Below are 22921 nucleotides of genomic sequence, written 5' to 3'. Positions count from 1 at the left end.
TTAAATTTTTATAATTAAAAGAAATTCTTTGATGGTTCAAATTTGGAATGAGAGTATAACGCGTAGGTAGCTGTAATTTAGGAGTTAGATTTAACATACAAGTCTAAATAAAAAAATTAATTATAGATCCAATCTTCCAAGTTTATAACATGCGCAAGGAATTTGTAATAAAAAGAATTGATGCGTCACAAGATAGTACACCTCATGTGATAGTCTTATTGACATCTTCCAAAGATCTTAAAGATGGAAACAAAAACTCACCTTCATTTGATCCTTCAAAGATGATGGACCCACCAAAATGGGAGATATGGTAAAAGATCTAAACAAGATGCTTTCAGGTATGGGTGGAATGCTGTCAGGAGGAGGTACATCACTAAAGCTTGACATGCATGAATACAAAGAGATGAATCTTTCTGTTGGAGAAAAAGTCTATCTTGATTTCACCAAAGATGAAAATACTGGTATTTAAGTTAAAAGAAGACTCACGTGGAATACGCGATAGAAGTAAATTCAAAAAAATATCTTATACACCCATATAATCATCTGGCGTGAAAATAAATAGTAGTTTTACATCGATCTATATTGAACCTCAAATAATTTGAGTGATATCTTAATGATTGAAAAAATAAATTGGTCGAATTATAGCAGTTAATGTAATTTCTAGTTGTCGTGTTTTAATCATTCCGATGAAGGTTTCTTTGAAAATGATGTAACATTTGAAAAGATAAACTCAAAAAATAAAAAGAATTTGAACTTAGAATCTTGGCATTATACTTAATCTTGATTTTGCAGATATTGCAATTATGGATATGGTTGCAATTGCTAGAATCATTGCAGCTATTGTGCCAAATTCTGGAACCACGTTAAAATATAATATCTCTTTTGCAGGACCAGTCCAATTTTCTTGTTCATCAGGCAATCCGAATCCCAATAACTTCACCTTGATATCTACTGAATCATTTGATTTCAACGGTGTAGTATTGTGTGTTCCATGTCCTTCCTGCCCATGAGCTTCTAATGATGAAAGAATTTCTTTGCCATTTTGGGTTGCAACAATATCATAATTGACATGCTGTTTTAGGCTTCCTCCATTAGCATCTCTGAACTTAATATCGATAGACATTGCTTCATCTTTTGCTGGATTGCTAGCAATTATCTCTACACGTATTTTTCCATCAGAGGATAATCCTGCTACAGTGGTTTCTTGAGTTGATGGACCTTCTATAACAAGTGCAGGCGCTTTAATTGTAACTGCAGCATCCTGTTGTATATCATCAACTTCTGCAATTACACTATCTGTAGATGAAATACTCAATACAATAACAGTTGTAAAAATAACTGCTAGTAAAGATATGGTTTTTGTTGGTATTCTCATTAATTAAAAATTCACATATGAAGATAAAAACCCTATTGATTACTATTGTCTAAAAATCTACAATTTCAGAATACTCATTTACAAAAACATGTATGGTTGAATATAGAATATATCATATAATTGAAATAATGTCTTAAAACGGTAATTAGTTCTTAAAACTCATTTTTGATGACTGCTGAGCGTGATCTTTTAAATCAATAATAACAAGTTTCTACAATTTAACAAATTATAACAACAAAACTCCCAAGTGTGATAATATGCCTAGATTCAGACTTTTATTCGGGATTGGGTAAAGACATAGAATGGAATTTTCTATTTTGGCTAACGCTTTTTACAAAATGGAATCAACTAGAAAAAGATTAGAGTTAACACAGTTTCTTGTAGAGTTATTTGAGAAAACACCTGAGAATGTCATTGCAAAAATTGTCTATTTATTACAAGGAAAACTAAGACCCGACTTTGAAGGAATAGAGTTGGGAGTTGCAGAAAAACTTGCAATAAGATCAATCTCAAAGTCATCAGGAATGCCAGTCAAACGAATTGAAAATGAATATAGAAGAAGTGGAGATCTTGGTCATGCAGCATCAACAATTTTAGCACAAAAAACACAGACAACATTTCTTGTTGAAGACATAACTATTGAAAGAGTATATGAAACGTTATTCAAAATTGCTAATTTAGAAGGATCTCATTCGCAAGATATGAAGATGAAGTATATCTCGAGTTTGTTAAATGATGCAAATCCCTTGGAGGCCAGTTATATTCTAAAAATTTTATTGGGAACTTTGAGATTGGGAATTGCAGAGAATACGGTAATGGACGCATTGGCAATTAAATTCTCCGGTAACAAAGAAAACAGAAAAAAATTACAACATGCGTATAATGTCTCAAGTGATTTAGGAAAAGTTGCAGAAACAATTGCAACAAAAGGTCTCGAAGGCGTAGAAAAGTTTGAGATACTTTTGTTTAATCCAATTAGACCCATGCTTGCTGACAGAGTAAAAAGTGAGAAAGAAACTATTGAAAAAATGGAGAATGAATTTGCAGCTGAATACAAATTAGATGGGGAGAGAGTACAACTTCACATAGAAGGTCAGAAAGTAGTGCTGTTTTCTAGAAGTTTAGAAAATATTTCCAGTTATTATCCGGATATTATTGAAAAAATCCCCAAATCTGTTCAAGGTGATAACATGATTTTAGAAGCAGAGGTAGTTGCAATTAACGAAAATACTGGCGAATTTCTACCTTTTCAGGAATTAATGCATAGAAGAAGAAAATACAAAATAGAAAAAGCTGTTACAAAATATCCTATAACAGTGAATTTTTTTGATATTTTATACCATAACGGTAAAAGCTGTTTGAAATTAGCATACAAAAAGAGAAGAGAGAAACTAGAAAATCAAGTCAAAGAAGATGAGTTTGCAAAATGTATTCCTATGTGTATCATTAGAAATGAAAATGAATTAGCAGAGTTTATGGAAAATAGCATCAATGCAGGAAGTGAAGGATTAATGTTAAAGATGCTTGATAAACCATATCAGGCAGGCTCAAGAGGGAGCCACTGGTTAAAACTCAAAAGAGAGTATCAAAATGAATTAGGAGATAGTTTAGATCTTGTTGTGATAGGAGGTTATTTTGGTAAAGGTAGGAGGACAGGAAATTATGGGACACTATTACTAGCAACATACGATGATGATGATGATGAATTTACAAGTATCTGTAAAGTAGGAACTGGATTTTCAGATGAAGATTTAGATCAACTCTACCAAATTTTGCATCCTAAAGTCACAATCAAAAAAAACCCTCGCGTAAATAGCGATATGGAAGCTGATGTATGGTTTGAACCCGAATTGGTAATAGAAGTAGTGGCATCAGATATAACACTTAGCCCCATTCATAAATCTGCCAGAGATAAGATAAGGAAAAATACTGGCCTTGCTTTGAGATTTCCAAAATTTACCGGGAAGATCAGAATTGAAAAAGCAGCTGAAGATGCATCAACTAATGAAGAAGTTATAATGCTATTCAAAAAACAAAACAAAGTAGCACATGATAAAAATTTGATGTAACTCGTGCTCAAAAAGTATCAAAAATCATAGAGGATTTAAATTACCTAGAAGTTTTCTGACTTTTGTTATGTATAGTGGAGAGCTTGAGGTTCAAGCAAAAAGAAAGGCTATCGCAGTTTTACAAGACGAAATCAACCGAATTCTAAATGCTTCTAGAGAACTCGCAACGCTACCTGAACTTATGATGAAAAAAAATAAGACAGGAATCAAGAACACACTCGAACAAATTTCAACCATCGAAGAAGAAGTAGAGAATCTAAGAAGAAAAATCACAAGAGAAGTAGCAGATGTGGGAGGTCTGATCATGAACAGGGAAAACCTTCTAAATACAGCTTACACTATGGATGAAATTGCAGGTTATATCACAGGCATTTCATTCAAACTTTCAAACGTAAAGATAACTACGCTGAAAAGTGCAAAGCTTGATCAAGACATCACAAAATTGATTGAACTAGTTGTAGACGAAGTTTACAAACTAAATGAAATCATTCGTAGTCTGAACACAAACACAGCAAATGCAATTGAATTAGCACAAGAAACACAAACAATTGAAAGAGAAATAGACATTAAATACAGAGAAACCACAATAAAACTTCTAAATGAGGTAACAAATACAAAAGAATTATTGTTGATTAAGGATGTAATAGAAGGAATTGAAGAAATGTCTGACAAATGTCAGAGAGTTTCAGATTCTTTCATATTGTTAGCACTGAGCCTATAACCAAACGAATTCATTCACTACTTTATTTTTATCCCTAAAATTGAAGTCTATCTGAACTAGAGAATTCATATACACATAATATTTTACAAAATTTATGAAAAGTGAATTAATCGAAAATCGAATAATAGTATGGGATATTGAAGATTCGCGTAAACTTTTCAGCCAAGGCTATTATGGGAAACCAATTGGTATGCCAAAACCAAAAATTGATGAGATTGATGTTCCATTAATTCTTGATTTAATTGAGGGGTTATATCTTTTAGAGAATAAAAAAATCACAATCAATAAAACAAATCAAAAAATATCTACAAAAGAAATGACTGAGATTTGTAAAAAGGAAGTCCATGAGTTTGATAAGAAATATTTAGTTTACAAGAATTTCAGAGATAAAGGATATGTTATAAATCCAGGAATAAAATTTGGTTGTGATTTTGCAGTGTATGAGAAAGGTCCCGGAATTGATCATGCTCCGTTTTTGATTCAAGTGTATAATAGAAGTGAATCAATTACATCTACTGGAATTGTTCTTGCAGGACGACTTGCAACTACAGTAAGAAAACAATTCATTTTGGCAATTCCTAAAGGTAGGAATAAAGTAGATTTTCTTGCACTAGACTGGTGGAAAGCTTAGACTGATTTTATGTGACCAGCAATTCTATCGTATATCTCAAATAGTTCTTTTGTAATTCCAAATTCAATATGATTGTCCCATTTACCTCTTATTCTAATGGCCCCTTCAGTAGGCTCCACATAGATTGTTGCATTTTTAATCAATTGTTTTGCAATCATATTGTTGAGTTCTGTATCTGAATTTAATTTTGACGATAAACTTCCAGGACCATCCCAACTTACTTTTACAATCGATTTATTACCAAAGTGCCCTTTAGTAGTAAGAATTGTTTTTGCGACATAGTTTTTTACAGAAGCACCTGTATCTTTTCTAACAATGAAATGAGCTTGAAATCTATCTAAAGCGCCCCATGGAAGTGGATTTGGATCTTGCATTTCTACCCCTTTTGAATAATTTGTATCACGTCAATATTGGAATCTTTAACATCGAGACATCCGCGATTAGTTATCATTCTTGGTGTTTGAGCAAAATATCTACTATAGTAATCATTTTTTTCAACATTATCTGTTCCAATTTCTTTTGATTCTGAATCGACACCGATCTTTTTTAACATCTTACTAAATTTTTCAGGCCATGTTTGATAGACAAATGTATCCGGCTCTGTATCATGCATTAAAAATCATTAAGCATACCCACAAATAAAGTTAGTCAGATCAGTTTTATTTAGTTGAAGTTAATTTAGGTGTGTTTTGATAGGTTGTTTTAAAGTGAAATTTTCCCATTTATAGAATATGTGTAATCATTATGTTAAGATTTGACCGATAGTGCAATATGCGTAATGATATGCACCGTTTGAGCCAATTACAATTAGATCATGCTTCCGTTTATTGTCACCTCTTGAATGAATCTACACTCTCAACTGTATCTAATTAAAACCTAGATGTCTTTTTGATGGTATACGGCCCTGTAAGTTTTACCTCATTGTCTTGCAAAATAGATTTTCTTGTCAAATACCCTAAAGAAGTTTTGCGAACCGTCAAGTGAAACAAGAATCATTTTTTAGATTGAAATCATGTATTTGTTAACCTCCCTCAAAATCATTGATTAATTAATCCATAAAATCATGTTTTGCATTATTTGTTTGTCTGATATATTTTTAGCAAAATTCTATGATCTAAAACTATTTGAAAATATTCGTTTTTCTTCAAAAATTCATAACAGTAATAAATGCCCTCAGTTAGGCTTTTGATATGGCAGATAAACCACATTTGAACCTGATTGTAACAGGTCATATCGATAATGGAAAATCAACAACTATGGGTCATTTCTTGATGGATCTTGGTGTTGTAGATGAAAGAACAATTGCAGCACACGGAGCCGAATCCGAAAAGACCGGAAAAGGTGATACCTTCAAGTATGCTTGGGTAATGGATAACATTAAAGATGAAAGAGAGAGAGGTATTACAATCGATCTAGCATTCCAAAAATTTGAGTCTAACAAATACTTCTTTACTTTGATTGATGCTCCTGGTCACAGGGACTTTATTAAAAATATGATTACTGGTGCTTCTGAGGCAGATGCAGCAATCCTGGTACTTTCTGCAAAAGAAGGTGAAACTGATACTGCAATTGCCGCGGGTGGACAAGCAAGAGAACATGCTTTCTTGTTAAAGACACTTGGTGTAGGTCAACTAATTGTCGCTATAAACAAAATGGATGCAGTTGAGTACAAAGAGGATGCATTCAAGGCTGCCAAAGAGAAAGGTGAAAAACTAGTAAGATCTGTGGGTTATAAACTAGAAAATGTACCATTCATTCCGGTTTCTGGATGGAAAGGTGATAACTTGGTTAAAAAATCCGAGAATATGGCTTGGTACAAAGGCAAAACATTACTTGAAGCATTTGATGACTTTACCGTTTCTGAAAAACCAATTGGTAAACCACTGCGTGTTCCAATTCAAGATGTATACACAATTACTGGTGTAGGTACTGTACCTGTAGGTAGAGTTGAAACTGGTGTCATGAAGACTAACCAAAAAATCATTGTTATGCCTTCTGGTGCTCTCGGTGAAATCAAATCTATTGAAACACACCACACCGAAATGCCAACTGCAGAAGCAGGTGACAACATTGGTTTTAACCTTAGAGGTATTGAAAAGAAAGATATCAAACGAGGAGATGTACTTGGTACTCCTGATGCGCCACCAATGGTTGCAAAAGAATTCAAAGCACAGATTATTGTAATTCATCACCCCACAGCAATTGCTCCTGGTTACACACCTGTAATGCATGCACATACTGCACAAGTTGCAGCAACTGTTACTGAGTTCCTTCAAAAGATTAACCCCGCAACTGGTGCCGTTGAAGAAGAAAATCCAAAATTCCTTAAAGTTGGAGATTCTGCAATTGTCAAAATCAGACCTGTAAGGCCAACTTGTATCGAAACTTTCAAAGATTTCCCTGAAATGGGTAGATTTGCACTTAGAGACATGGGTGCAACTATTGCAGCAGGGATTGTTAAGGAAATTACCGAAGTGTATAAACCATAGGCGTGTTTTATGACTCAAACTGCCCGTGTCAAACTCACTTCTACTAGTCTACCAAAATTAGATGGTGTTTGTGGGGAGATTATGGGAATTGGTAAAAAAACCGGTGTTAAAGTTAAAGGCCCAACACCGCTTCCAGTAAAACGATTACATGTTGCAACTAGAAAATCCCCATGTGGTAGTGGTACTGAAACCTATGAAAAATGGGAAATGAAAATGCACAGAAGAATTATCAACATCAATGCTGATGACAAAGCAATTAGACAACTTATGAGACTAAAAATTCCTGATGATGTCTACATTGAATTATCTTTGACATGATCTGTTATCCTTAAATTATAGAAATTTTGATGAGAAACATGGTTGAAGAAAACATTGATGAAATAGAGGAAACCTCTGTTGAAACTTTTGAAGTAAATTATGCTTGTCTTAGATGTGGTACTGCGGTTTCAAATGCTGAATTATCTCGTTTACCTGAGATTAAGTGTATTTGTGGTTTCAGAGTATTTACCAAAGTAAGACCACCAGTAGTTAAAACCGTAAAAGCAATCTAAACTACCTGTCTTTTTTGTAACTGTGTTCTCTCTGTAAATGGGTCCTCATATCTTCCATGTTTAGAAAATATTTTTTACATTCTTTACAATCATACTTCAAATCCTTACCGTGAACAATTTCTTTATGGTTCATAACTTCTTCTTGCTTTGAAAATTCTTTTGAACAAATCTCACATTTAATTTTTTGAAAAAATTTCATTTTTATCCAAACTCTGTTTTCTTGCTGTCCCAACATTTTCGACACAATTGACCTTCAATTTTCCAATTGCTTTTTGGATTGTATCTGATCAAACCCATCTGAGTTTCGCATAATGCACAAAAATTTTTCTTTTTCCCATGATCTTCTTCTTTTTTGTCAAAACATTTCTTACATAGCAAACCTTCCATGTCCCATTGCCATCTAGGTTCCCATAAATCCGTAATTTTTTGAGTTACTCCACATATGACGCATGGCTGTCTTATTTTACCTTCATAGTATTCTTTAGATTTTTCAAAATGACAGTCTCCACAAAGCCTTCCCTTTAGATTCCATTCTCTTTTTGGTTTATGTTTATGGATTAATTCTTTATTGCAAACAGCACAATATGATGGCTTTTTACTAAATAATCCCATTTGATCTTATCTTATACATCTTATTCTATAAATGTAAACAAAATAAAAATAACAAAAAATATTTATTGTTCTAAAATTTTTTCAAGAGCTTGACTTGCGTTAAGCATACCATTTCTCTTGGCAAATTCTTCGATCATTTTGTATTGTTTTTCAGTAAAACATACTGGCATTGAGCGGTTTCCCATGAATATGGTTCATATTTTTACCTAATATCTTTTTCTCTTGACAAAATATTTCAAACCCTTTATTTTATCTTGATTGTGGTAAAAAGACGACAAATCTTAGTTATAGGTCATAATACAAATGGTTGTACCTCAGAGCATGAAAAAATTGCATATGATGTTGGAGTTGAAATTGCAAAATCTGATTCTGTCTTAATTACCGGTGGATTGGGTGGGGTGATGACTGCTTCTTCTCATGGTGCAAAAGATGCAGGTGGTTTGACAGTGGGTATTATTCCGCAGTCTGATGCTTCTGAAGCCAATGAATTTTGTGATGTTGTTATTCCTACTGGAATGGGATTGACTCGTGATTTTTTGAATGCACTAAGTGCAGATGGCGTAATTATTGTGGGTGGTGGATCTGGAACTTTGTCTGAAACATGTGCTGCATATATGAATAAAAAACCAATGGTGGCAATTCGAAATCTAAATGGATCTGTTATGCAGTATATTGATGGGTATTTAGATCATAGAAAAAATGTTAAAATTATCGGAGTTGACACTGCTCAAGAAGCTGTAAGGAAAATTTTAGAACTAATTAGTGCATAGATAAAAGTAATGGATCTGGACGGTAAAACTCCCCATGTTCTGCAGCAAGTTTGTTTAATTCCGCAACTATGTTTTTGATTCCAATCTCTTTTGCAGTTTCAAACAATGGTTTCTTTAAACCCAAACCCAATTGTGCAGCTTTTTCAATTTCTTCAATATCACTAGCACCGTTTGTAATAAGCCATGCTGCATTATTTAGGATATTTGCAACAAGTTGTATTGGATTGCATTTCTCTGCTAACTCTTTTGAGAGTACAACCCTTTCATATTTTTCGTCAGAATATTTGTAATACCCTTCCCCTGATTTTTGACCTAGTTTTTTTGCTTCAAACATTTTCTCTACAAGTGGATGTGGGTTGATCACTTTCTTATCTCGTAAATGCATCTCTACAGTTGCCTTGTGAATTACATCCATTCCTGTGAAATCTGCTAACTCAAAAATTCCCATCGGGAATCCTAGTTTAAACTTCACAGCAGAATCAATCTCTTCCAAAGTTGCACCTGTTCTATCTTTTACAAAACAAGCTTCATGAACCATCGGTATGAATAGTCTGTTAATTATGAATCCCGGAACGTCTTTTCTACAAACCACTGCCTGCTTGTTTACTGATTTTACGTACTCTAATGTCATTTCCGTAACTTTCTTTGATGTCTTTTCACCTGGAATGACTTCAACTAATTTCATTAGTTGCGGCGGATTGAAGAAATGTATTCCTATAAATTTTTCTGGACGTGATGTTGTATTTGCTATTTCAGTAATTGGAAGCGTACTTGTGTTTGATGCAAAGATTACTTCTGGGGCTGCAACTTTGTCTAGTTCCGCGTAAACTTTTTTCTTTAACTCCATTATCTCTGGAACCACTTCGATTACAAGCTCGGTATTTTTCACCGCTTCTTTCAAATCCACAATAGGTGTGATTCTTGAAAAAATTGTCTCACCTTCCTCTTTTGATATTTTTTCTTTAGAAACTAGTTTGTCTAAACTCCATTTGATTTTCTCCATCGCTTTATCCAAAAATTCCTGTTCGATATCTCGTAATACCACATTATATCCGGCGGTTGCTGAAACTTGAGCAATTCCATGCCCCATGACACCAGAACCCAAAACTGTGATGTTTTTCACTGTCATCTATTTTTTTGAAACCGGGTATCCTTTATAATGTATTTCAAATTTTTATTATTTTATGGGCTTGTTTAAACGTAAAAAAGAAAATGACATACAAACAAAATGTGATGTATGTGGTACTGAATTACATGATCCTGATCGTTTGAAAAAACATATGAAAAAGGCGCATGGAAACGTTCCTGCAAAGAAATTGGATCCTAATGCAGGTGACGGTGGCACTTGGTAAAATGCAGCTTAGCTCAAGTCAAAAAACCAGCATTGTTTTTCTGGGCGCTTTTCTGACTGCCGGTATTGTGCTTTCTACTATTGTTTTTCCATTTTGGAATCTGATTCGAGAGGACCTGTTTGAAGAAGTGATAATTCTCTCCAATGATGACAGTACATGCTATGTCGAAACTAAAGATAGCATCCCAAAAATTATAGAAAACTGTATGCATAATCCAGGCGATGTTGTGACCGTTAAGTATGGAAAAGGACTTGCATGGGCCACTGTTGTCTCTCCATAAGCGATGATTTAATATTTTAAAAATCTGATGAGTTGTTATGAATTGTATTTTTTGCAAAATTGTTTCAGGAGAAATCCCAACTATTTTCCTCAAAGAAACTCCTAACTCTATTTGCTTTTTAGATGCATTTCCACTTGCAAAGGGACACGTGCTTGTAATTCCAAAAAATCATCATCAAAAAATTCAAGACATGTCTGTTAAGGAAAATATAGATCTGTTCTCCCTTGTTCATTTGATGATTTCTAAAGTGGATTCAATTACTGGTTCTACCTTGGTTGCTATACATAATGGGATAGATGCAGGTCAAGAAGTTCCACATGTTCATGTACATCTAGTTCCACGAAGTAAAAATGATTCTGCTGGTGCAATTCATAATATGTTTAAATCTACAATAAAATTGTCTGAATCTGAAATTAATGATCTTTATGATAAATTAAAAATTTAATATGGATACATTCTTTCATTAGTGTCTATATTTTCCACAATGATTGCTTTTGTAGGACATGTTTCTGCGGCATTCATAATTTTATTTACTCCTGCGCCTTTTTGATTAATTACTGAAGATTTTGGGTTTGATGTGCTCTCTTTGTTTATCTCAAATACATCTGGTGCAATAATCTCACAACTACAACATCCAATACAGCGACTTTCATCTACATTTACAAACAGGTTTGGTTGTTTTTTAGGTTCTTCTGCTTTTTCATACTCCCCATTTTTACCATCAGGACGTACACGTGCATTATATTCTTCCCAAAACTTTCTTTCATATTCTTTCCAAAAGTCAGGATCTCCTTCTTCAAATTCTTTAGTATATTTACTCCAGTCTTGTTCTGGGATTCTCTCATCTTTTGGAGCCCCCCACTGTGGTTTTGGTTTAAAGTTTGTTTTTGTAGGACTGTTTTTTCTATAATTTTGATAAGCTGTATCTTTTTTCTCGGTATTATTTTGTTTTAGATAATTATATGCTTCTGTGATTTTCTTAAATTCGGTATCTTCTTTTTTATCTTTATTTTTATCTGGATGTAATTCTAGCACCATCTTTCTATATGCTGCCTTGATTTCTTCTTGGGATGAATCCGCCCTTACATTCAAAACTCTCAATGCTTGATATGTATTCAATACAAGTATCCATCTGTCATTTCTTAAAAATAATTGCCTTTTTTTTGCACTAAACCTTAACTATTCTAATATGATCTCATCTTCTGGTTTCCATTCAGGCTCTACAATGCATAGAAATTTCAAATCTATCGAACCCGAGTTTTCAATAACTTGTTTAGAGTTTGGAGGGACATAAACAGAATCATTTTTTTCAATATGATGTGTCTGGCCATCGATCTTTAAATCTCCCTTTCCTTCTAATATGTAGTAAATCTCAGATGAACTAATCTCATGAAGTTTAGACCTTTTTCCAGGTTCTAGTGTAAATTGTGCTAAACTGTAATTGATCCCATTTGACGTGTTATGTGGATGAAAATATTGTTTTATTTGCGTTCCTTCATTACCTTGGATTGATTTTATTTCAGATTCTTTTTGTACAAACATTTTGTTTAAATAATTTTAGAAACATTTGTTTTAAAATCTGACTCATACCATGTTGTCTTGTATGGTATGTTTTTCTTGGAAAGGATGTTTATTGCAATGTGTGCAAATTCCTTCTTTTTGTCTGTTGATCCATGTGTGTGAAGTGTTCTTGCTGGAATGTACACGACATCCCCTTCGCCAAGTTTGATTGCCCCTGTCTTTTTAATTTTGAAATTAGTTTTACTTGTCCCGTATCTTTTAAAAATTTCAAGACTTCCTTGGCCTTTTGTTGCAATTAATACTTGATTCCCATCATGGAAATGAAGTTTTGTTCTGGAGCCTTTTTCAAAATGAACATGATAGATATCTTGATCTTTTGACTTTATTTTCTCTGAGATAACTTTCATCCATGTTTTATTTGTAAACCAATCTGGATTTATTTTTCTTCTATCATTGGTACCGTGAATATTTGATTTATTCATTTTAAATCCTCGATAAAATCTTCTTTTTCTTTTCTTGGAACTCTTTTTCTGTTAAAACCCCCATCTTTCTTAATTTTCCTAGTTTTTCCAATGTTGCCAAATCTTCATCAGCTTTTCCTGATATCATCCTTGCAGTGGTCATTCCTTCATTAATTTTTTTCACTCCTTTCTCTTTAATTATCTCTTTCTCTTTAATTGCTTTTTTTCTTAACTCTTCACTTGTTTTTTTTGCTTGACTTGCAGCCATCTCTCCAAATTCCACTGCATCGTATAATACCTCGTCTGCTCTTTTAATTCCTTCATCTATAGCTTTGTCAGCTTTTTTGAGAAATCTGTCAATGTATCCACCTTTCTTTGTTTTTGCCATGATACTTACTATTTTTTTAATTCTATTATTTCTTTCCTACTGGAATTGATTTAATACCCAGAATTACGTAGTCAAAATGGGTTTGGTAACTAATACCTATGATGTAAAAACAATTGTGATAAAAAAATTTATTGAAGAATCTGAGGCGATGGAAATGGTTGAACAAAAGAAAACTGATCCTTTCAAATCTCTTCTTTCAAGACCCAAAAAAGAGGACATCCACATCGATTCTCTAAAATTGTTCTACGAAGGCTCGTTGATAATATCTGGCAAATACAACGCTAATTACTTTAGAAAAGCAGTTCATACGATCGATGTTGATTCAAATGTACATGAAATTGTTTTAGGGGATGGATTTTTTCCAGTTCGATCAAAGTCTGGTCTTGAAAAAACATTTGTTGGGAAACGTGGAAAAAACAAAATTGATCTAAGTTTGGAAGAACATGTCTTTGTAGAAGGAGAAGATGAACTGACATTTGATCATCATGGCTTAGAAATAGAACTTCCTTTCAAAATTGACTCAAAGAATATTGAAAACTATCCTGATAAAATTTTAGAAGAAAATCAAGATAATGTTAAAAAACCTGAATTCTCATATGAATCTGCAATTGAGAATCTGAAAATACATCTAAAAAAGCCCTTGGAAGAAAATGTCAGGGATCTTAAAGATGAATTCATGCTACATGATATTATTGAGGTGTACCTTCCTATTTTTGAGGCACGATTATCTGATGTTAAAAAGAAAGTCAAAATACTACGGATAGATGCTGTGAGAAAAAAAATCCTCTAATTGTTTACATTTTCAAAAGTTTTCTGAATTGCTCGTTATTGCTTAATTTTTTGAAAATTGGCTCTTCTTTTGCCCATGTTCTAATGACCTTTGAGTTCTTAGAGATTGCTTGCTTTAGCAATTCAAGTGATTCCAAATAATTTCCAAGCGCTGCATGACTTCTTGATTTTGCATAAATTATGTTTACATTATCTTTGTGTTTTGATAAAATCTTGTCAAAAACCTCAATTGCCTTCTCATGCTTGCACATCTCTGCTAATTCAATTCCTTTGTGAAAAAATGCATCCATATGACTTGGATTGTTTTTATGAACATTCTCAAAGCAATTCAATGCCTCTTCGTGTCTTTTTATTTTGCCTAAAATAATGCCTTTGTAGAATAATGCGTTTGGCTTTCTTGGCTCTAACGCTATTGCCTTGTCTAAAATTTGTATTGCTTCATCATGCTCTTGTAGCTTGTCAAGTAAAACACCTTTGTTGAAATACGATGCGGCATGTTTTGGGTCTGCTTGGATTGCTTTATCATAACATTCTGCAGCACCTTGAATGTTTCCCATCTCTGCAGATGCGATTCCTTTATTGTTAAATGCTTGAGCGTCTTTTGGATTCATCTCTAATAGCTTGTCAAAGCATGTTATTGCATCACTGTATTTTTTGATTTGATTTAGTGCCAATCCTTTGTTAAATAACGCTGAAGTATCTTCAGGCTCTTGTTTTAGAATTTTATTAAATAATGCGATTGCACCTTTTGGCTGATTCTTCTCCATTAGTGACATTGCATTATACATTAAATCATCTAAGTTATCCTTTGAACCAAACAAGCCCATAAATCCTAAAATATAATATTGTTAATGAAAGTTTGGCTTATCCAAGTGATTTGAATTTTTTGATGGCTTCTTTTGCCAGGTCCTCTTGTTCTTTTGCTGATGTCTTTGTGGGATCATCAGTTGCATATACTTCTTTTTTTTCTTTTTTCTTTTACATGATTGTCTATGATCGTTTTACCTTTTTACTTTTTCCAATCCTTTGATGGTTGGTTTTATATGATTTCTTCTTAAGATTATTATCTTATTTCCTTGACTGCTAATCATGAAACAAAATGATGTTGATGAAATCCTCAATTATATCAGTGAGAAATTTAGCGATGAAGTGCCTGGTCTTGTAAAAATGATAGTCAGAAAAAAGATTACCAAACTAGAGACCTTTGAAATTGATTCCTTGCCTCTCTCATTAAGGAAATGCACAGTCGAGAAACTGTTTGTAATTGTAAAAAATAGCCTGGTCTCTGGCAACTTGAAACTGTGATCTAGAATTCCTTGATCAACTGCTTGGATCTTTAAGGATATGTTTAATTTGATTTAGTACTGATTTTGATTATGGCTGAAATAAAATATCTTGCAGATAAAGTATTTGTTCACAGATGGCCTCATGATACTCCTCTATGGGACTCTTTTACAAAAGAAACTCTTGATGATACTATTAACAAAAACCCAGAAAAAAAACATATTATAGTTAAAGAAAAGAAAATAACTATTCAAAACATTGAATTTACCTCTCTTAAAAAAATTGGAATCTCTATTCCTTTTTTTAAAAATGAATGCACAATGATTTTTGAAGGTTATTTTGGTAATCTATCTGGCCATGCTCATATAACAACCAAATCTGGAAATTACCTTGATGTCTTTAATCGATTAATTCTATGGAGACAACAAACCTTTCAAAGTAATATCTAATCTCTATTTTAACAAGTCATCTATTTTCTTTTTTATTTCATCAAAAATGCTTGCAACTCCTTCTACTATGCTATCTGGAACGCATTTGTTATTTTCAACATGTGTCCCATCCCCGCACGTGATAGTACCAAGAGCTTGCTGTGAAATATTTTTCTGAATTTCTGCGTTTATTTTGTTTTGAACCTCGTCATAAATTGAGATCTGTTTTTGTGAATCAAATGGCACTGGTATTTTCCATCCAAATAATTGAAAATACGCCGTCCCTTTTATTTTGATATTCATTACTCCTTCTGCATTGATTATTGATATTGCAGCCGGCATCATACTGTTTTTCTGAATATTTTGAAATGATATGATCTCTTTTGTTTCACCTGGATTGACCATGATATTGATTTTGCTGACTCCGTTTCCTATCTGAACATTGTTGATCAAGACATCGTAATTCAAATCTGGTATGTATACTGGAAGTAATCCTTTATTGCTTAGTCCAATTACTAAATTCAGATTAATTCCTTGGATCAAACCAAATGCTGCATCGAACCAATTGCCTGATGGCGTGTTGAGCCCAATCCTGAGCAGTGTTTCCCAACTAATTGGTTCCCAATCTATACTTTGAAATTCGACGTTGTTAAGGCTGACTCCAAGTTGTGTGTATGAAAATACAAATAATGCTAAAATAGTCATAACTATTACAAGAAAAACTATTCCAATAATTGCAAATTTTTTCATAATTTTTTGAAATCCCTTATCAACTTAAGCATATTGAAGAACATGATTCATTTATTAGACTTGTAAGTTATAATTTCAATTTATCTGATACTGTGATCATTTTTTTGATGTCTTCTTTTAAATGAGCATTTGATATTGCTCCTAGTTTTCCAGGTAAAAAGAATATCCCATTTTTACTGATCATGTTAAAATGATATTTTTGCAATTTTTCAGTATCGCATTGTGCGACATCTGTTGAATTTCTAATCTGACTAATTCCATTTTTAACAAAATGGGTCATAAACAAGGATCCTCTGCCTGTAACAATCACATCTCCATCAAATACTTTGGATAACTCCTTTCTTGCATAATCTCCCAAGCCATTAATTTTTGAATAGATTGATTTTCCATTTTTTAAAACATTCAGTGTTGCAAACCCTGATGTCATTGAGATTGGATTTGCTGAAAATGTTCCCCCGCCAACATAACTTCGCTCTGACTTTTTCTTTCCCGTTGTATCTGCAAATTCCATTATCTCTTTTTTACCGCACATTACGCCGATTGCCATTCCGCCCCCTACAATTTTACCCAATGTAACAATATCAGGATCCAATTTCATGGTTGGATATAGGCAGCCATATCTAAATCTAAATCCAGTAACAATCTCATCTAGGATAAATAATGAATTGTTTTTCTTGCAAAACTCTTCAATACCTTTCAAATAATCCGGTTCAGCTGGAATGCACCCACCACCACCTAACACTGGTTCAATTATGACCCCTGCCAAGTAATTAGAATGTTTTTTTAAAATTTCAAGTGATTTTTCTAAATCATTATATGGAATTGAAACAATTTTTTCTTCATTTACAACTCCACTACTTTCTGATTCTGTAAACGGCCAGTTTACTGATTTTAGCAAGTCTGAAGTATATCCATGCCATCCCCCATCTATTTTGGCAATAATCTTTTTACCTGTTACAGAACGCGCTAATCTGACTGAATACATTGTAGCTTCAGTTCCTGATGTTACATAGCGAATCTTTTCAGCTACTGGAACTGCCTTTGAAATTAACTCAGAAAGTAATATGGTTTGCTCGTTTACTGTTCCATACATCCACCCTTTCTCTATCTGCTTTCTCAACGACTCTTTGATCTTTGTTGGGGCATGTCCTAGAATCAGGCTCCAGTGACCCATCCAGTAATCTGTATACTTGTTACCATCTACGTCAACAAGATTTTTTTTAGCAGATGATTTTACGACAAATGGATATGGTGTATAATATCTTATGTTATGAGAAACACCGTTTACATGGAATTTTGAAGACTTTGAAAACATACTGGCTGATTTCTGAGTTTTTTTCTTGTACTCTTTTACGTAATCCAAGATCAAACTATCATCATAATTCCTGTCATTTTAACCCTCAAAAAATGACCTCAATTGTCCTTTTTTTATGAATAAACCTCCCTATGATGGAATCGAACAAAAATAAAATATGAATTTTTTTCAATTTTTCATCCGATCAGGCATAATTTCACGCATGGTTTATATGGATTCCGCATACTTCACCTTCTGCATACGTAACGCAATAGGCGGCGCCCTTGATGATGTATGGTAATATGCCACTTTGTGATTCATGGGCCTCCAGTTACGCATACAAGAATGAGGATTTGATTGAAAGATCAATATCTGAAATGTGAAGATTATGTGCATCCGTCAATTCCAATAAAGTACAAATGTACTTCAATAATCAAAATTATAAAACAGAATCCGGTTGATCCTGCCGGACCTGACTGCTATCGGATTGATACTAAGCCATGCGAGTCATTGTAGCAATACAAGGCATACGGCTCAGTAACGCGTAGTCAACCTGCCCTATGGACGGGAATAACCTCGGGAAACTGAGAATAATGCCCGATAGAACATTATATCTGGAATGGTTTATGTTCCAAATGATTTATCGCCGTAGGATGGGACTGCGGCCTATCAGTTTGTTGGTGAGGTAATGGCCCACCAAGACTATTACAGGTACGGGCTCTGAGAGGAGTAGCCCGGAGATGGGTACTGAGACACGGACCCAGGCCCTATGGGGCGCAGCAGGCGAGAAAACTTTGCAATGTGCGAAAGCACGACAAGGTTAATCCGAGTGGTTTGTGCTAAACGAACCTTTTGTCAGTCCTAGAAACACTAACGAATAAGGGGTGGGCAAGTTCTGGTGTCAGCCGCCGCGGTAAAACCAGCACCTCAAGTGGTCAGGATGATTATTGGGCCTAAAGCATCCGTAGCCGGCTCTGTAAGTTTTCGGTTAAATCTGTATGCTCAACATACAGGCTGCCGGGAATACTGCAGAGCTAGGGAGTGGGAGAGGTAGACGGTACTCGGTAGGAAGGGGTAAAATCCTTTGATCTATTGATGACCACCTGTGGCGAAGGCGGTCTACCAGAACACGTCCGACGGTGAGGGATGAAAGCTGGGGGAGCAAACCGGATTAGATACCCGGGTAGTCCCAGCTGTAAACTATGCAAACTCAGTGATGCATTGGCTTGTGGCCAATGCAGTGCTGCAGGGAAGCCGTTAAGTTTGCCGCCTGGGAAGTACGTACGCAAGTATGAAACTTAAAGGAATTGGCGGGGGAGCACCACAAGGGGTGAAGCCTGCGGTTCAATTGGAGTCAACGCCAGAAATCTTACCCGGAGAGACAGCAGAATGAAGGTCAAGCTGAAGACTTTACCAGACAAGCTGAGAGGTGGTGCATGGCCGTCGCCAGCTCGTGCCGTGAGATGTCCTGTTAAGTCAGGTAACGAGCGAGATCCCTGCCTCTAGTTGCCACCATTACTCTCAGGAGTAGTGGGGCGAATTAGCGGGACCGCCGCAGTTAATGCGGAGGAAGGAAGGGGCCACGGCAGGTCAGTATGCCCCGAAACTCTGGGGCCACACGCGGGCTGCAATGGTAACGACAATTGGTTTCGAATCCGAAAGGATGAGGTAATCCTCAAACGTTACCACAGTTATGACTGAGGGCTGCAACTCGCCCTCACGAATATGGAATCCCTAGTAACTGCGTGTCATTATCGCGCGGTGAATACGTCCCTGCTCCTTGCACACACCGCCCGTCGTTTCATTGAAGTGAGCTTTTAGCGAGGTGACGTCTAATTGGCGTTATCGAACTTGAGGTTCGTGACAAGGGAAAAGTCGTAACAAGGTGACCGTAGGGGAACCTGCGGTCGGATCACCTCCTTAGACATGGAAAGTGTACGGGTGTACATAATCTTCACATTAAATCATCGATGCAATGCATCACAAAAGTGATGTATGAAGGATGTAGTGGACCTCTTACCGGGGGTTTGCAATGATCGTCGTGCATAGTCGTGTAATATGTGGCTGAATTTACTGGTGTAAAGACGCCAATAGGTGGATTGCTAGGCTTGAGGAGAGATGAAGGACGTGGCAAGCTGCGATAAGCTCGGGGTAGGCGCACGCATCCTATGATCCCGAGATGTCCGAATGAGAATCTTACACATTTGTGTATTCCAGTACACTAGTATTGGAAGTCGAACCGTGGGAATTGAAGCATCTTAGTACCACGTGGAAAAGAAATCAATTGAGATTTCCCAAGTAGAGGCGATCGAAAAGGAAAGAGCCCAAACTGAATCCTTCGGGAGATGTGGTGTTTTGGTATGATAATATGGAATCTTGGAACACAGCTGAAATGATCTGAAAAGTTCTGGCGTAGAGGGTGATACCCCCTTAGGCGAAGTGGGAAGAGTCCTATTCATACCCGAGTAGTTGTCCTTGGTAGTGGGCAATGAATATGGGTGAAAGTAGCATCCGAGGCTAAATATCTCTCAAGACCGATAGTGGACTAGTACCGTGAGGGAAAGCTGAAAAGTACCCCGGAAGGGGGGCGAAAAGTGCATGAAACCTATTGCTTACAGACGTGCGTGGCATGGAAGGTGATTTTTTCAGATTGGAGATTCTAGCAATAGAGTTGAAGATTTGATGTTCAAGTCATCAGTGTCACGCGTTCCGTCTCGAAACACGGGCCAAGGAGCTAACCGTCATGGCAAGCTTAAACCTGTAAAGGTGGAGGCGAAGGGAAACCGAGTTCTCGCAGCATTGTGAGGAGAAGCGTGTGAAAGTGCGTAGAGTCATGGCGGCTAGGCTAGAAGCCAGTCGATCTATTCCTGAGCTAGATGAAGGCGGGCGAAAGCCCGCTGGAGGTCTTAAGACGTTCTGACGTGCAAATCGTTGTTGTGACTTGGGAATAGGGGTCAAAAACCAATCTAGACTGGCGCTCGCTAGTTCCAACCGAAGCGTCTCGCAGGGCGTGCTTTGTGGAGATAGTGTTTCCGGTAGAGCACTGATAGAGAGGCGCGGGGGAGAAATCCCTCACCTTTCATTCAAACTCCGAACGGATATACATCGTAGAAGCAAGGACACGGGTTCATGTGGCGTAAGGCTCATGACCGAAAGGGGTTTAACCCAGACTGAAGTTAAGGTCCCCAAATTTTTGCTAAGTGTCAAGCTAAAGAGCGTGTTCTCGCCAAGACAGCAGGGAGGTAAGCTCAGAAGCAGCTATCCTTTAAAAAGTGTGTAACAACTTACCTGCCGAGGGAGGATGCCTCAAAAACGGACGGGGCTAAAGCAAAGTACCGATACTTTAGATAATCATCAATGGATGATTCGTGGTAGGTTGGCGTAGTGATTGGGTCGAAGCAGGGTGGTAACATCCTGTGGACCGATTTCTATTGCAGATCTTGGCGGCAGTAACAGCATAGTATAGTGAGAATCTATACCACCGAAAGCGCAAGGGTTTCCAGGCAATGCGTTATCAGCCTGGAGGTAGTCGATCCTAAGATGTGCCTCAACAGAGTACACCGAATGGGAAACTAGTTAATATTCTAGTACCTTGCATCAAGCGTTTGATCTATATGGTTCGCTTCCGGATAGGGGTTGTACAACTATCGTTGTATCTAACTATTCGAGGGATGGGGAGTGTCGTAATGACGAGAACTATCCCAAGGTAGGAATGGCTTCGCGTTAGCGAAGTTTTCTTGAATCCAGGAGACCATGAAAGACCGTGTAGTTAGTAAGATGCAAGCTCGTACCCAGAACCGACACAGGTGCGCTGGCTTAGTAAGCTAAGGTGCTACGGGTATACCGTATGGCGAGGGAATTCGGCAAATTAGTCCTGTAGCTTAGGTATAAGGGATGCCTGCAATCTTCATGAGGAATGGGGATCGCAGGTTGCAATGACAAGGGGGTTTCGACTGTTTAATAAAAACACAGGCGACTGCTAGTCCGAAAGGATTTGTATAGTCGCTGAATCCTGGCCGGTGCCGGTACCTAAAACTTGGGTTCAACCGAGCTAAGGGCCGGTTAACGCCGGGAGTAACTCTGACTCTCTTAAGGTAGCCAAATGCCTTGTCGGGTAAGTTCCGACGCGCATGAATGGAACAACGAGAGCCCCACTGTCCCCGCCTACAACCCGGTGAAGCCACATAAGGTGGACGAACAGTCCATCAACTTCCATCGGGGAGAGAAGACCCCGTGGAGTTTTACTGCAGCTTGTGCTTGTGGTATAGTAAGAATTGCACAGGGTATCTGGGAGCCATGCTTAACATTCCCTGGGATGTTAAGAAGCAACGATGTAACACCAGACTCTTTTTGCAGTACCACTTATCCAGTGAAGACCGGAGACACGTGCAGGTGGGCAGTTCGGCTGGGGCGGCACCCCTTTGAAAAGATATCAAAGGGGCCCAAAGTTGAGTTCAAACGGGGCAGAAATCCGTTGAAGAGGGCAAAGCCAAAAACTCGACTGAATGGATTTCCAAACGCACGGAATTCATAGACGAAAGTCTGGCTTAGCGATCCTTCGTGTGCCCACTATTGGGGCCCGGAGGTGACAGAAAAATTACCCCAGGGATAACAGGCTCGTCGCGGGCGAGAGCTCCTATCGACCCCGCGGTTTGGTACCTCGATGTCGGCTTTTCCTATCCTGGTCCTGCAGCAGGGGCCAAGGGTGAGGCTGCTCGCCTATTAAAAGGGAACATGAGCTGGGTTTAGACCGTCGTGAGACAGGTCGGTCTCTGCCTGATGGAAGCGCGAATAACTGAGGGGAAGTTGCTCCGAGTACGAGAGGAACAGAGCAGCGTGGCCACTGGTTTACCGGTTGTCTGATAAGGCAGGCCGGGCAGCTAAGCCGTTTAGGCTAAGTGCTGAAAGCATCTAAGCACGAATCCTATCCCGAGACAAGTTATTCTTTCGTAAGATGAAGGTCGGCAGCAGAATACTGCGTTGATAGGAAGGTGGTGTAGATCACAAGCTTCGGCGAGTGGTGAGCCAGCCTTTACTAATAGACCAACACATCAGTTCAGCCACTTACATAGAGACTATGCACGATGAATCATTTTTAATTCATCTAGTGGAATATATACACGACTTGTACGATGATTTTATTTTAAAATCAGACC

Annotated in this window: 29 protein-coding genes and 2 rRNA genes; 17 read left to right on the top strand and 14 right to left on the bottom strand. The window is 36.7% G+C overall.

Going from position 1 to position 22921, the window contains the following annotated elements; translation table 11 throughout:
* The first annotated feature begins 149 nt into the window (after nt 1-149).
* The gene (locus OEM44_01820; protein ID MDH3515538.1) at nt 150-314 is read left to right on the top strand and encodes a hypothetical protein; all 165 of its coding nucleotides are present in this window, start codon (nt 150-152) and stop codon (nt 312-314) included.
* A complete protein-coding gene (locus OEM44_01815) occupies nt 308-469 on the top strand; it encodes a hypothetical protein (GenBank protein MDH3515537.1) in 162 nt (53 codons plus the stop codon). The genes OEM44_01820 and OEM44_01815 overlap by 7 nt, the downstream gene beginning before the upstream one ends.
* A 285-nt stretch (nt 470-754) precedes the next feature.
* Here the strand turns inward: OEM44_01815 and OEM44_01810 are convergent, their stop codons facing one another.
* A complete protein-coding gene (locus OEM44_01810) occupies nt 755-1375 on the bottom strand; it encodes a PEFG-CTERM sorting domain-containing protein (GenBank protein ID MDH3515536.1) in 621 nt (206 codons plus the stop codon).
* 302 nt (nt 1376-1677) lie between these two features.
* Between OEM44_01810 and OEM44_01805 the strand changes: the two genes are divergently transcribed.
* The 3 genes from OEM44_01805 (at nt 1678) to endA (ending at nt 4796) form a co-directional block, all read left to right on the top strand.
* The gene (locus tag OEM44_01805) at nt 1678-3444 is read left to right on the top strand and encodes an ATP-dependent DNA ligase (protein ID MDH3515535.1); all 1767 of its coding nucleotides are present in this window, start codon (nt 1678-1680) and stop codon (nt 3442-3444) included.
* A gap of 67 nt (nt 3445-3511) precedes the next feature.
* Nucleotides 3512-4165 carry a DUF47 family protein gene (locus OEM44_01800; GenBank protein MDH3515534.1) on the top strand — a complete coding sequence of 218 codons (654 nt, stop codon included), beginning with the start codon at nt 3512-3514 and terminating at the stop codon, nt 4163-4165.
* A gap of 94 nt (nt 4166-4259) precedes the next feature.
* Nucleotides 4260-4796 carry a tRNA-intron lyase gene (gene endA / locus OEM44_01795; protein MDH3515533.1) on the top strand — a complete coding sequence of 179 codons (537 nt, stop codon included), beginning with the start codon at nt 4260-4262 and terminating at the stop codon, nt 4794-4796.
* On the opposite strand, the gene OEM44_01790 is transcribed toward endA, so the two are convergent.
* Nucleotides 4793-5170, bottom strand: coding sequence for a hypothetical protein (locus tag OEM44_01790; GenBank protein ID MDH3515532.1), 378 nt, complete (start codon nt 5168-5170; stop codon nt 4793-4795). The genes endA and OEM44_01790 overlap by 4 nt on opposite strands.
* A gap of 2 nt (nt 5171-5172) precedes the next feature.
* Entirely contained in the window at nt 5173-5409 is a 237-nt protein-coding gene (locus tag OEM44_01785; protein ID MDH3515531.1) for a hypothetical protein, read from the bottom strand.
* Nucleotides 5410-5986: 577 nt separating this feature from the next.
* Here OEM44_01785 and tuf point away from each other — a divergent pair.
* From tuf to OEM44_01770, 3 genes are read left to right on the top strand one after another with little or no spacing between them, the layout of a single operon-like run.
* Complete coding sequence (tuf, locus tag OEM44_01780) at nt 5987-7285, top strand: translation elongation factor EF-1 subunit alpha (GenBank protein MDH3515530.1); 1299 nt, start codon at nt 5987-5989, stop codon at nt 7283-7285.
* A gap of 9 nt (nt 7286-7294) precedes the next feature.
* On the top strand, nt 7295-7603 hold the full coding sequence (gene rpsJ, locus OEM44_01775) for a 30S ribosomal protein S10 (protein MDH3515529.1): 309 nt from the start codon (nt 7295-7297) through the stop codon (nt 7601-7603).
* Nucleotides 7604-7641: 38 nt separating this feature from the next.
* Complete coding sequence (locus tag OEM44_01770) at nt 7642-7836, top strand: RNA polymerase Rbp10 (GenBank protein MDH3515528.1); 195 nt, start codon at nt 7642-7644, stop codon at nt 7834-7836.
* A 1-nt stretch (nt 7837) separates the two neighbouring features.
* Here OEM44_01770 and OEM44_01765 read toward each other — a convergent pair whose 3' ends face one another.
* The 3 genes from OEM44_01765 to OEM44_01755 form a co-directional block, all read right to left on the bottom strand.
* The gene (locus tag OEM44_01765; GenBank protein MDH3515527.1) at nt 7838-8035 is read right to left on the bottom strand and encodes a C2H2-type zinc finger protein; all 198 of its coding nucleotides are present in this window, start codon (nt 8033-8035) and stop codon (nt 7838-7840) included.
* 2 nt (nt 8036-8037) lie between these two features.
* Nucleotides 8038-8448, bottom strand: a complete 411-nt coding sequence (locus tag OEM44_01760; GenBank protein MDH3515526.1) for a hypothetical protein — start codon at nt 8446-8448, stop codon at nt 8038-8040.
* Between the two features lie 62 nt (nt 8449-8510).
* Nucleotides 8511-8633, bottom strand: coding sequence for a hypothetical protein (locus tag OEM44_01755; protein ID MDH3515525.1), 123 nt, complete (start codon nt 8631-8633; stop codon nt 8511-8513).
* 75 nt (nt 8634-8708) lie between these two features.
* Between OEM44_01755 and OEM44_01750 the strand changes: the two genes are divergently transcribed.
* A complete protein-coding gene (locus tag OEM44_01750; protein ID MDH3515524.1) occupies nt 8709-9218 on the top strand; it encodes a TIGR00725 family protein in 510 nt (169 codons plus the stop codon).
* Here the strand turns inward: OEM44_01750 and OEM44_01745 are convergent.
* Nucleotides 9208-10347 (bottom strand): 3-hydroxyacyl-CoA dehydrogenase, encoded by a 1140-nt coding sequence (locus OEM44_01745; GenBank protein ID MDH3515523.1) that lies wholly within the window; start codon nt 10345-10347, stop codon nt 9208-9210. The genes OEM44_01750 and OEM44_01745 overlap by 11 nt on opposite strands.
* Nucleotides 10348-10402: 55 nt before the next feature.
* On the opposite strand from OEM44_01745, the gene OEM44_01740 reads away from it, so the two are divergent.
* Genes OEM44_01740 through OEM44_01730 form a run of 3 tightly spaced genes read left to right on the top strand, consistent with a single transcriptional unit; the run spans nt 10403 to nt 11295 of the window.
* Entirely contained in the window at nt 10403-10570 is a 168-nt protein-coding gene (locus tag OEM44_01740; protein ID MDH3515522.1) for a hypothetical protein, read from the top strand.
* A 1-nt stretch (nt 10571) separates the two neighbouring features.
* Nucleotides 10572-10850 carry a hypothetical protein gene (locus OEM44_01735; protein ID MDH3515521.1) on the top strand — a complete coding sequence of 93 codons (279 nt, stop codon included), beginning with the start codon at nt 10572-10574 and terminating at the stop codon, nt 10848-10850.
* Between the two features lie 37 nt (nt 10851-10887).
* Nucleotides 10888-11295 carry an HIT family protein gene (locus OEM44_01730; protein MDH3515520.1) on the top strand — a complete coding sequence of 136 codons (408 nt, stop codon included), beginning with the start codon at nt 10888-10890 and terminating at the stop codon, nt 11293-11295.
* On the opposite strand, the gene OEM44_01725 is transcribed toward OEM44_01730, so the two are convergent.
* From OEM44_01725 to OEM44_01710, 4 genes are read right to left on the bottom strand one after another with little or no spacing between them, the layout of a single operon-like run.
* Nucleotides 11292-11969: a DnaJ domain-containing protein gene (locus OEM44_01725; GenBank protein MDH3515519.1), complete on the bottom strand. Its 678-nt coding sequence runs from the start codon at nt 11967-11969 to the stop codon at nt 11292-11294. The two genes, OEM44_01730 and OEM44_01725, sit on opposite strands and share 4 nt — an antisense overlap.
* A 60-nt stretch (nt 11970-12029) precedes the next feature.
* On the bottom strand, nt 12030-12392 hold the full coding sequence (locus OEM44_01720) for a cupin domain-containing protein (protein MDH3515518.1): 363 nt from the start codon (nt 12390-12392) through the stop codon (nt 12030-12032).
* A gap of 5 nt (nt 12393-12397) precedes the next feature.
* Entirely contained in the window at nt 12398-12853 is a 456-nt protein-coding gene (locus OEM44_01715; protein ID MDH3515517.1) for a cupin domain-containing protein, read from the bottom strand.
* 1 nt (nt 12854) lies between these two features.
* Complete coding sequence (locus OEM44_01710) at nt 12855-13220, bottom strand: SHOCT domain-containing protein (protein MDH3515516.1); 366 nt, start codon at nt 13218-13220, stop codon at nt 12855-12857.
* A gap of 76 nt (nt 13221-13296) precedes the next feature.
* Between OEM44_01710 and OEM44_01705 the strand changes: the two genes are divergently transcribed.
* Nucleotides 13297-14010: a hypothetical protein gene (locus OEM44_01705; GenBank protein MDH3515515.1), complete on the top strand. Its 714-nt coding sequence runs from the start codon at nt 13297-13299 to the stop codon at nt 14008-14010.
* Nucleotides 14011-14014: 4 nt separating this feature from the next.
* Here OEM44_01705 and OEM44_01700 read toward each other — a convergent pair whose 3' ends face one another.
* A complete protein-coding gene (locus OEM44_01700) occupies nt 14015-14836 on the bottom strand; it encodes a tetratricopeptide repeat protein (GenBank protein MDH3515514.1) in 822 nt (273 codons plus the stop codon).
* A gap of 262 nt (nt 14837-15098) precedes the next feature.
* Between OEM44_01700 and OEM44_01695 the strand changes: the two genes are divergently transcribed.
* Nucleotides 15099-15314, top strand: coding sequence for a hypothetical protein (locus OEM44_01695; protein ID MDH3515513.1), 216 nt, complete (start codon nt 15099-15101; stop codon nt 15312-15314).
* A gap of 71 nt (nt 15315-15385) precedes the next feature.
* On the top strand, nt 15386-15742 hold the full coding sequence (locus OEM44_01690; protein MDH3515512.1) for a hypothetical protein: 357 nt from the start codon (nt 15386-15388) through the stop codon (nt 15740-15742).
* A gap of 3 nt (nt 15743-15745) precedes the next feature.
* Here OEM44_01690 and OEM44_01685 read toward each other — a convergent pair whose 3' ends face one another.
* Nucleotides 15746-16471 carry a hypothetical protein gene (locus OEM44_01685; GenBank protein MDH3515511.1) on the bottom strand — a complete coding sequence of 242 codons (726 nt, stop codon included), beginning with the start codon at nt 16469-16471 and terminating at the stop codon, nt 15746-15748.
* 67 nt (nt 16472-16538) lie between these two features.
* Entirely contained in the window at nt 16539-17840 is a 1302-nt protein-coding gene (locus tag OEM44_01680) for an aminotransferase class III-fold pyridoxal phosphate-dependent enzyme (protein ID MDH3515510.1), read from the bottom strand.
* Between the two features lie 375 nt (nt 17841-18215).
* On the opposite strand from OEM44_01680, the gene OEM44_01675 reads away from it, so the two are divergent.
* Together OEM44_01675 and OEM44_01670 are read left to right on the top strand one after the other, a co-directional pair.
* Nucleotides 18216-19686, top strand: a 16S ribosomal RNA gene (locus tag OEM44_01675).
* A gap of 148 nt (nt 19687-19834) precedes the next feature.
* Nucleotides 19835-22824: ribosomal RNA gene (locus OEM44_01670) — 23S ribosomal RNA — on the top strand.
* Together the 16S and 23S rRNA genes form the textbook arrangement of a ribosomal RNA operon.
* Nucleotides 22825-22921: the final 97 nt, after the last annotated feature.

Source organism: Nitrosopumilus sp. (assembly GCA_029862745.1).
Taxonomy (GTDB): Archaea; Thermoproteota; Nitrososphaeria; order Nitrososphaerales; family Nitrosopumilaceae; genus Nitrosopumilus.
Note: the sequence above shows the minus strand (reverse complement) of the source record. Positions and strands in the feature narration are given on the sequence as shown.

Coding starts and splice junctions, on each gene's coding strand:
- endA (MDH3515533.1), top strand. CDS start 4,260: ATGAAAAGTGAATTAATCGAAAATCGAATAATAGTATGGGATATTGAA.
- OEM44_01715 (MDH3515517.1), bottom strand. CDS start 12,853: ATGAATAAATCAAATATTCACGGTACCAATGATAGAAGAAAAATAAAT.
- OEM44_01790 (MDH3515532.1), bottom strand. CDS start 5,170: ATGCAAGATCCAAATCCACTTCCATGGGGCGCTTTAGATAGATTTCAA.
- OEM44_01810 (MDH3515536.1), bottom strand. CDS start 1,375: ATGAGAATACCAACAAAAACCATATCTTTACTAGCAGTTATTTTTACA.
- OEM44_01820 (MDH3515538.1), top strand. CDS start 150: ATGCGCAAGGAATTTGTAATAAAAAGAATTGATGCGTCACAAGATAGT.
- tuf (MDH3515530.1), top strand. CDS start 5,987: ATGGCAGATAAACCACATTTGAACCTGATTGTAACAGGTCATATCGAT.
- OEM44_01765 (MDH3515527.1), bottom strand. CDS start 8,035: ATGAAATTTTTTCAAAAAATTAAATGTGAGATTTGTTCAAAAGAATTT.
- OEM44_01740 (MDH3515522.1), top strand. CDS start 10,403: ATGGGCTTGTTTAAACGTAAAAAAGAAAATGACATACAAACAAAATGT.
- OEM44_01755 (MDH3515525.1), bottom strand. CDS start 8,633: ATGGGAAACCGCTCAATGCCAGTATGTTTTACTGAAAAACAATACAAA.
- OEM44_01760 (MDH3515526.1), bottom strand. CDS start 8,448: ATGGGATTATTTAGTAAAAAGCCATCATATTGTGCTGTTTGCAATAAA.
- OEM44_01705 (MDH3515515.1), top strand. CDS start 13,297: ATGGGTTTGGTAACTAATACCTATGATGTAAAAACAATTGTGATAAAA.
- OEM44_01690 (MDH3515512.1), top strand. CDS start 15,386: ATGGCTGAAATAAAATATCTTGCAGATAAAGTATTTGTTCACAGATGG.
- OEM44_01745 (MDH3515523.1), bottom strand. CDS start 10,347: ATGACAGTGAAAAACATCACAGTTTTGGGTTCTGGTGTCATGGGGCAT.
- OEM44_01700 (MDH3515514.1), bottom strand. CDS start 14,836: ATGGGCTTGTTTGGTTCAAAGGATAACTTAGATGATTTAATGTATAAT.
- rpsJ (MDH3515529.1), top strand. CDS start 7,295: ATGACTCAAACTGCCCGTGTCAAACTCACTTCTACTAGTCTACCAAAA.
- OEM44_01785 (MDH3515531.1), bottom strand. CDS start 5,409: ATGCATGATACAGAGCCGGATACATTTGTCTATCAAACATGGCCTGAA.
- OEM44_01770 (MDH3515528.1), top strand. CDS start 7,642: ATGGTTGAAGAAAACATTGATGAAATAGAGGAAACCTCTGTTGAAACT.
- OEM44_01695 (MDH3515513.1), top strand. CDS start 15,099: ATGAAACAAAATGATGTTGATGAAATCCTCAATTATATCAGTGAGAAA.
- OEM44_01800 (MDH3515534.1), top strand. CDS start 3,512: ATGTATAGTGGAGAGCTTGAGGTTCAAGCAAAAAGAAAGGCTATCGCA.
- OEM44_01805 (MDH3515535.1), top strand. CDS start 1,678: ATGGAATTTTCTATTTTGGCTAACGCTTTTTACAAAATGGAATCAACT.
- OEM44_01720 (MDH3515518.1), bottom strand. CDS start 12,392: ATGTTTGTACAAAAAGAATCTGAAATAAAATCAATCCAAGGTAATGAA.
- OEM44_01735 (MDH3515521.1), top strand. CDS start 10,572: ATGCAGCTTAGCTCAAGTCAAAAAACCAGCATTGTTTTTCTGGGCGCT.
- OEM44_01815 (MDH3515537.1), top strand. CDS start 308: ATGGTAAAAGATCTAAACAAGATGCTTTCAGGTATGGGTGGAATGCTG.
- OEM44_01730 (MDH3515520.1), top strand. CDS start 10,888: ATGAATTGTATTTTTTGCAAAATTGTTTCAGGAGAAATCCCAACTATT.
- OEM44_01685 (MDH3515511.1), bottom strand. CDS start 16,471: ATGAAAAAATTTGCAATTATTGGAATAGTTTTTCTTGTAATAGTTATG.
- OEM44_01710 (MDH3515516.1), bottom strand. CDS start 13,220: ATGGCAAAAACAAAGAAAGGTGGATACATTGACAGATTTCTCAAAAAA.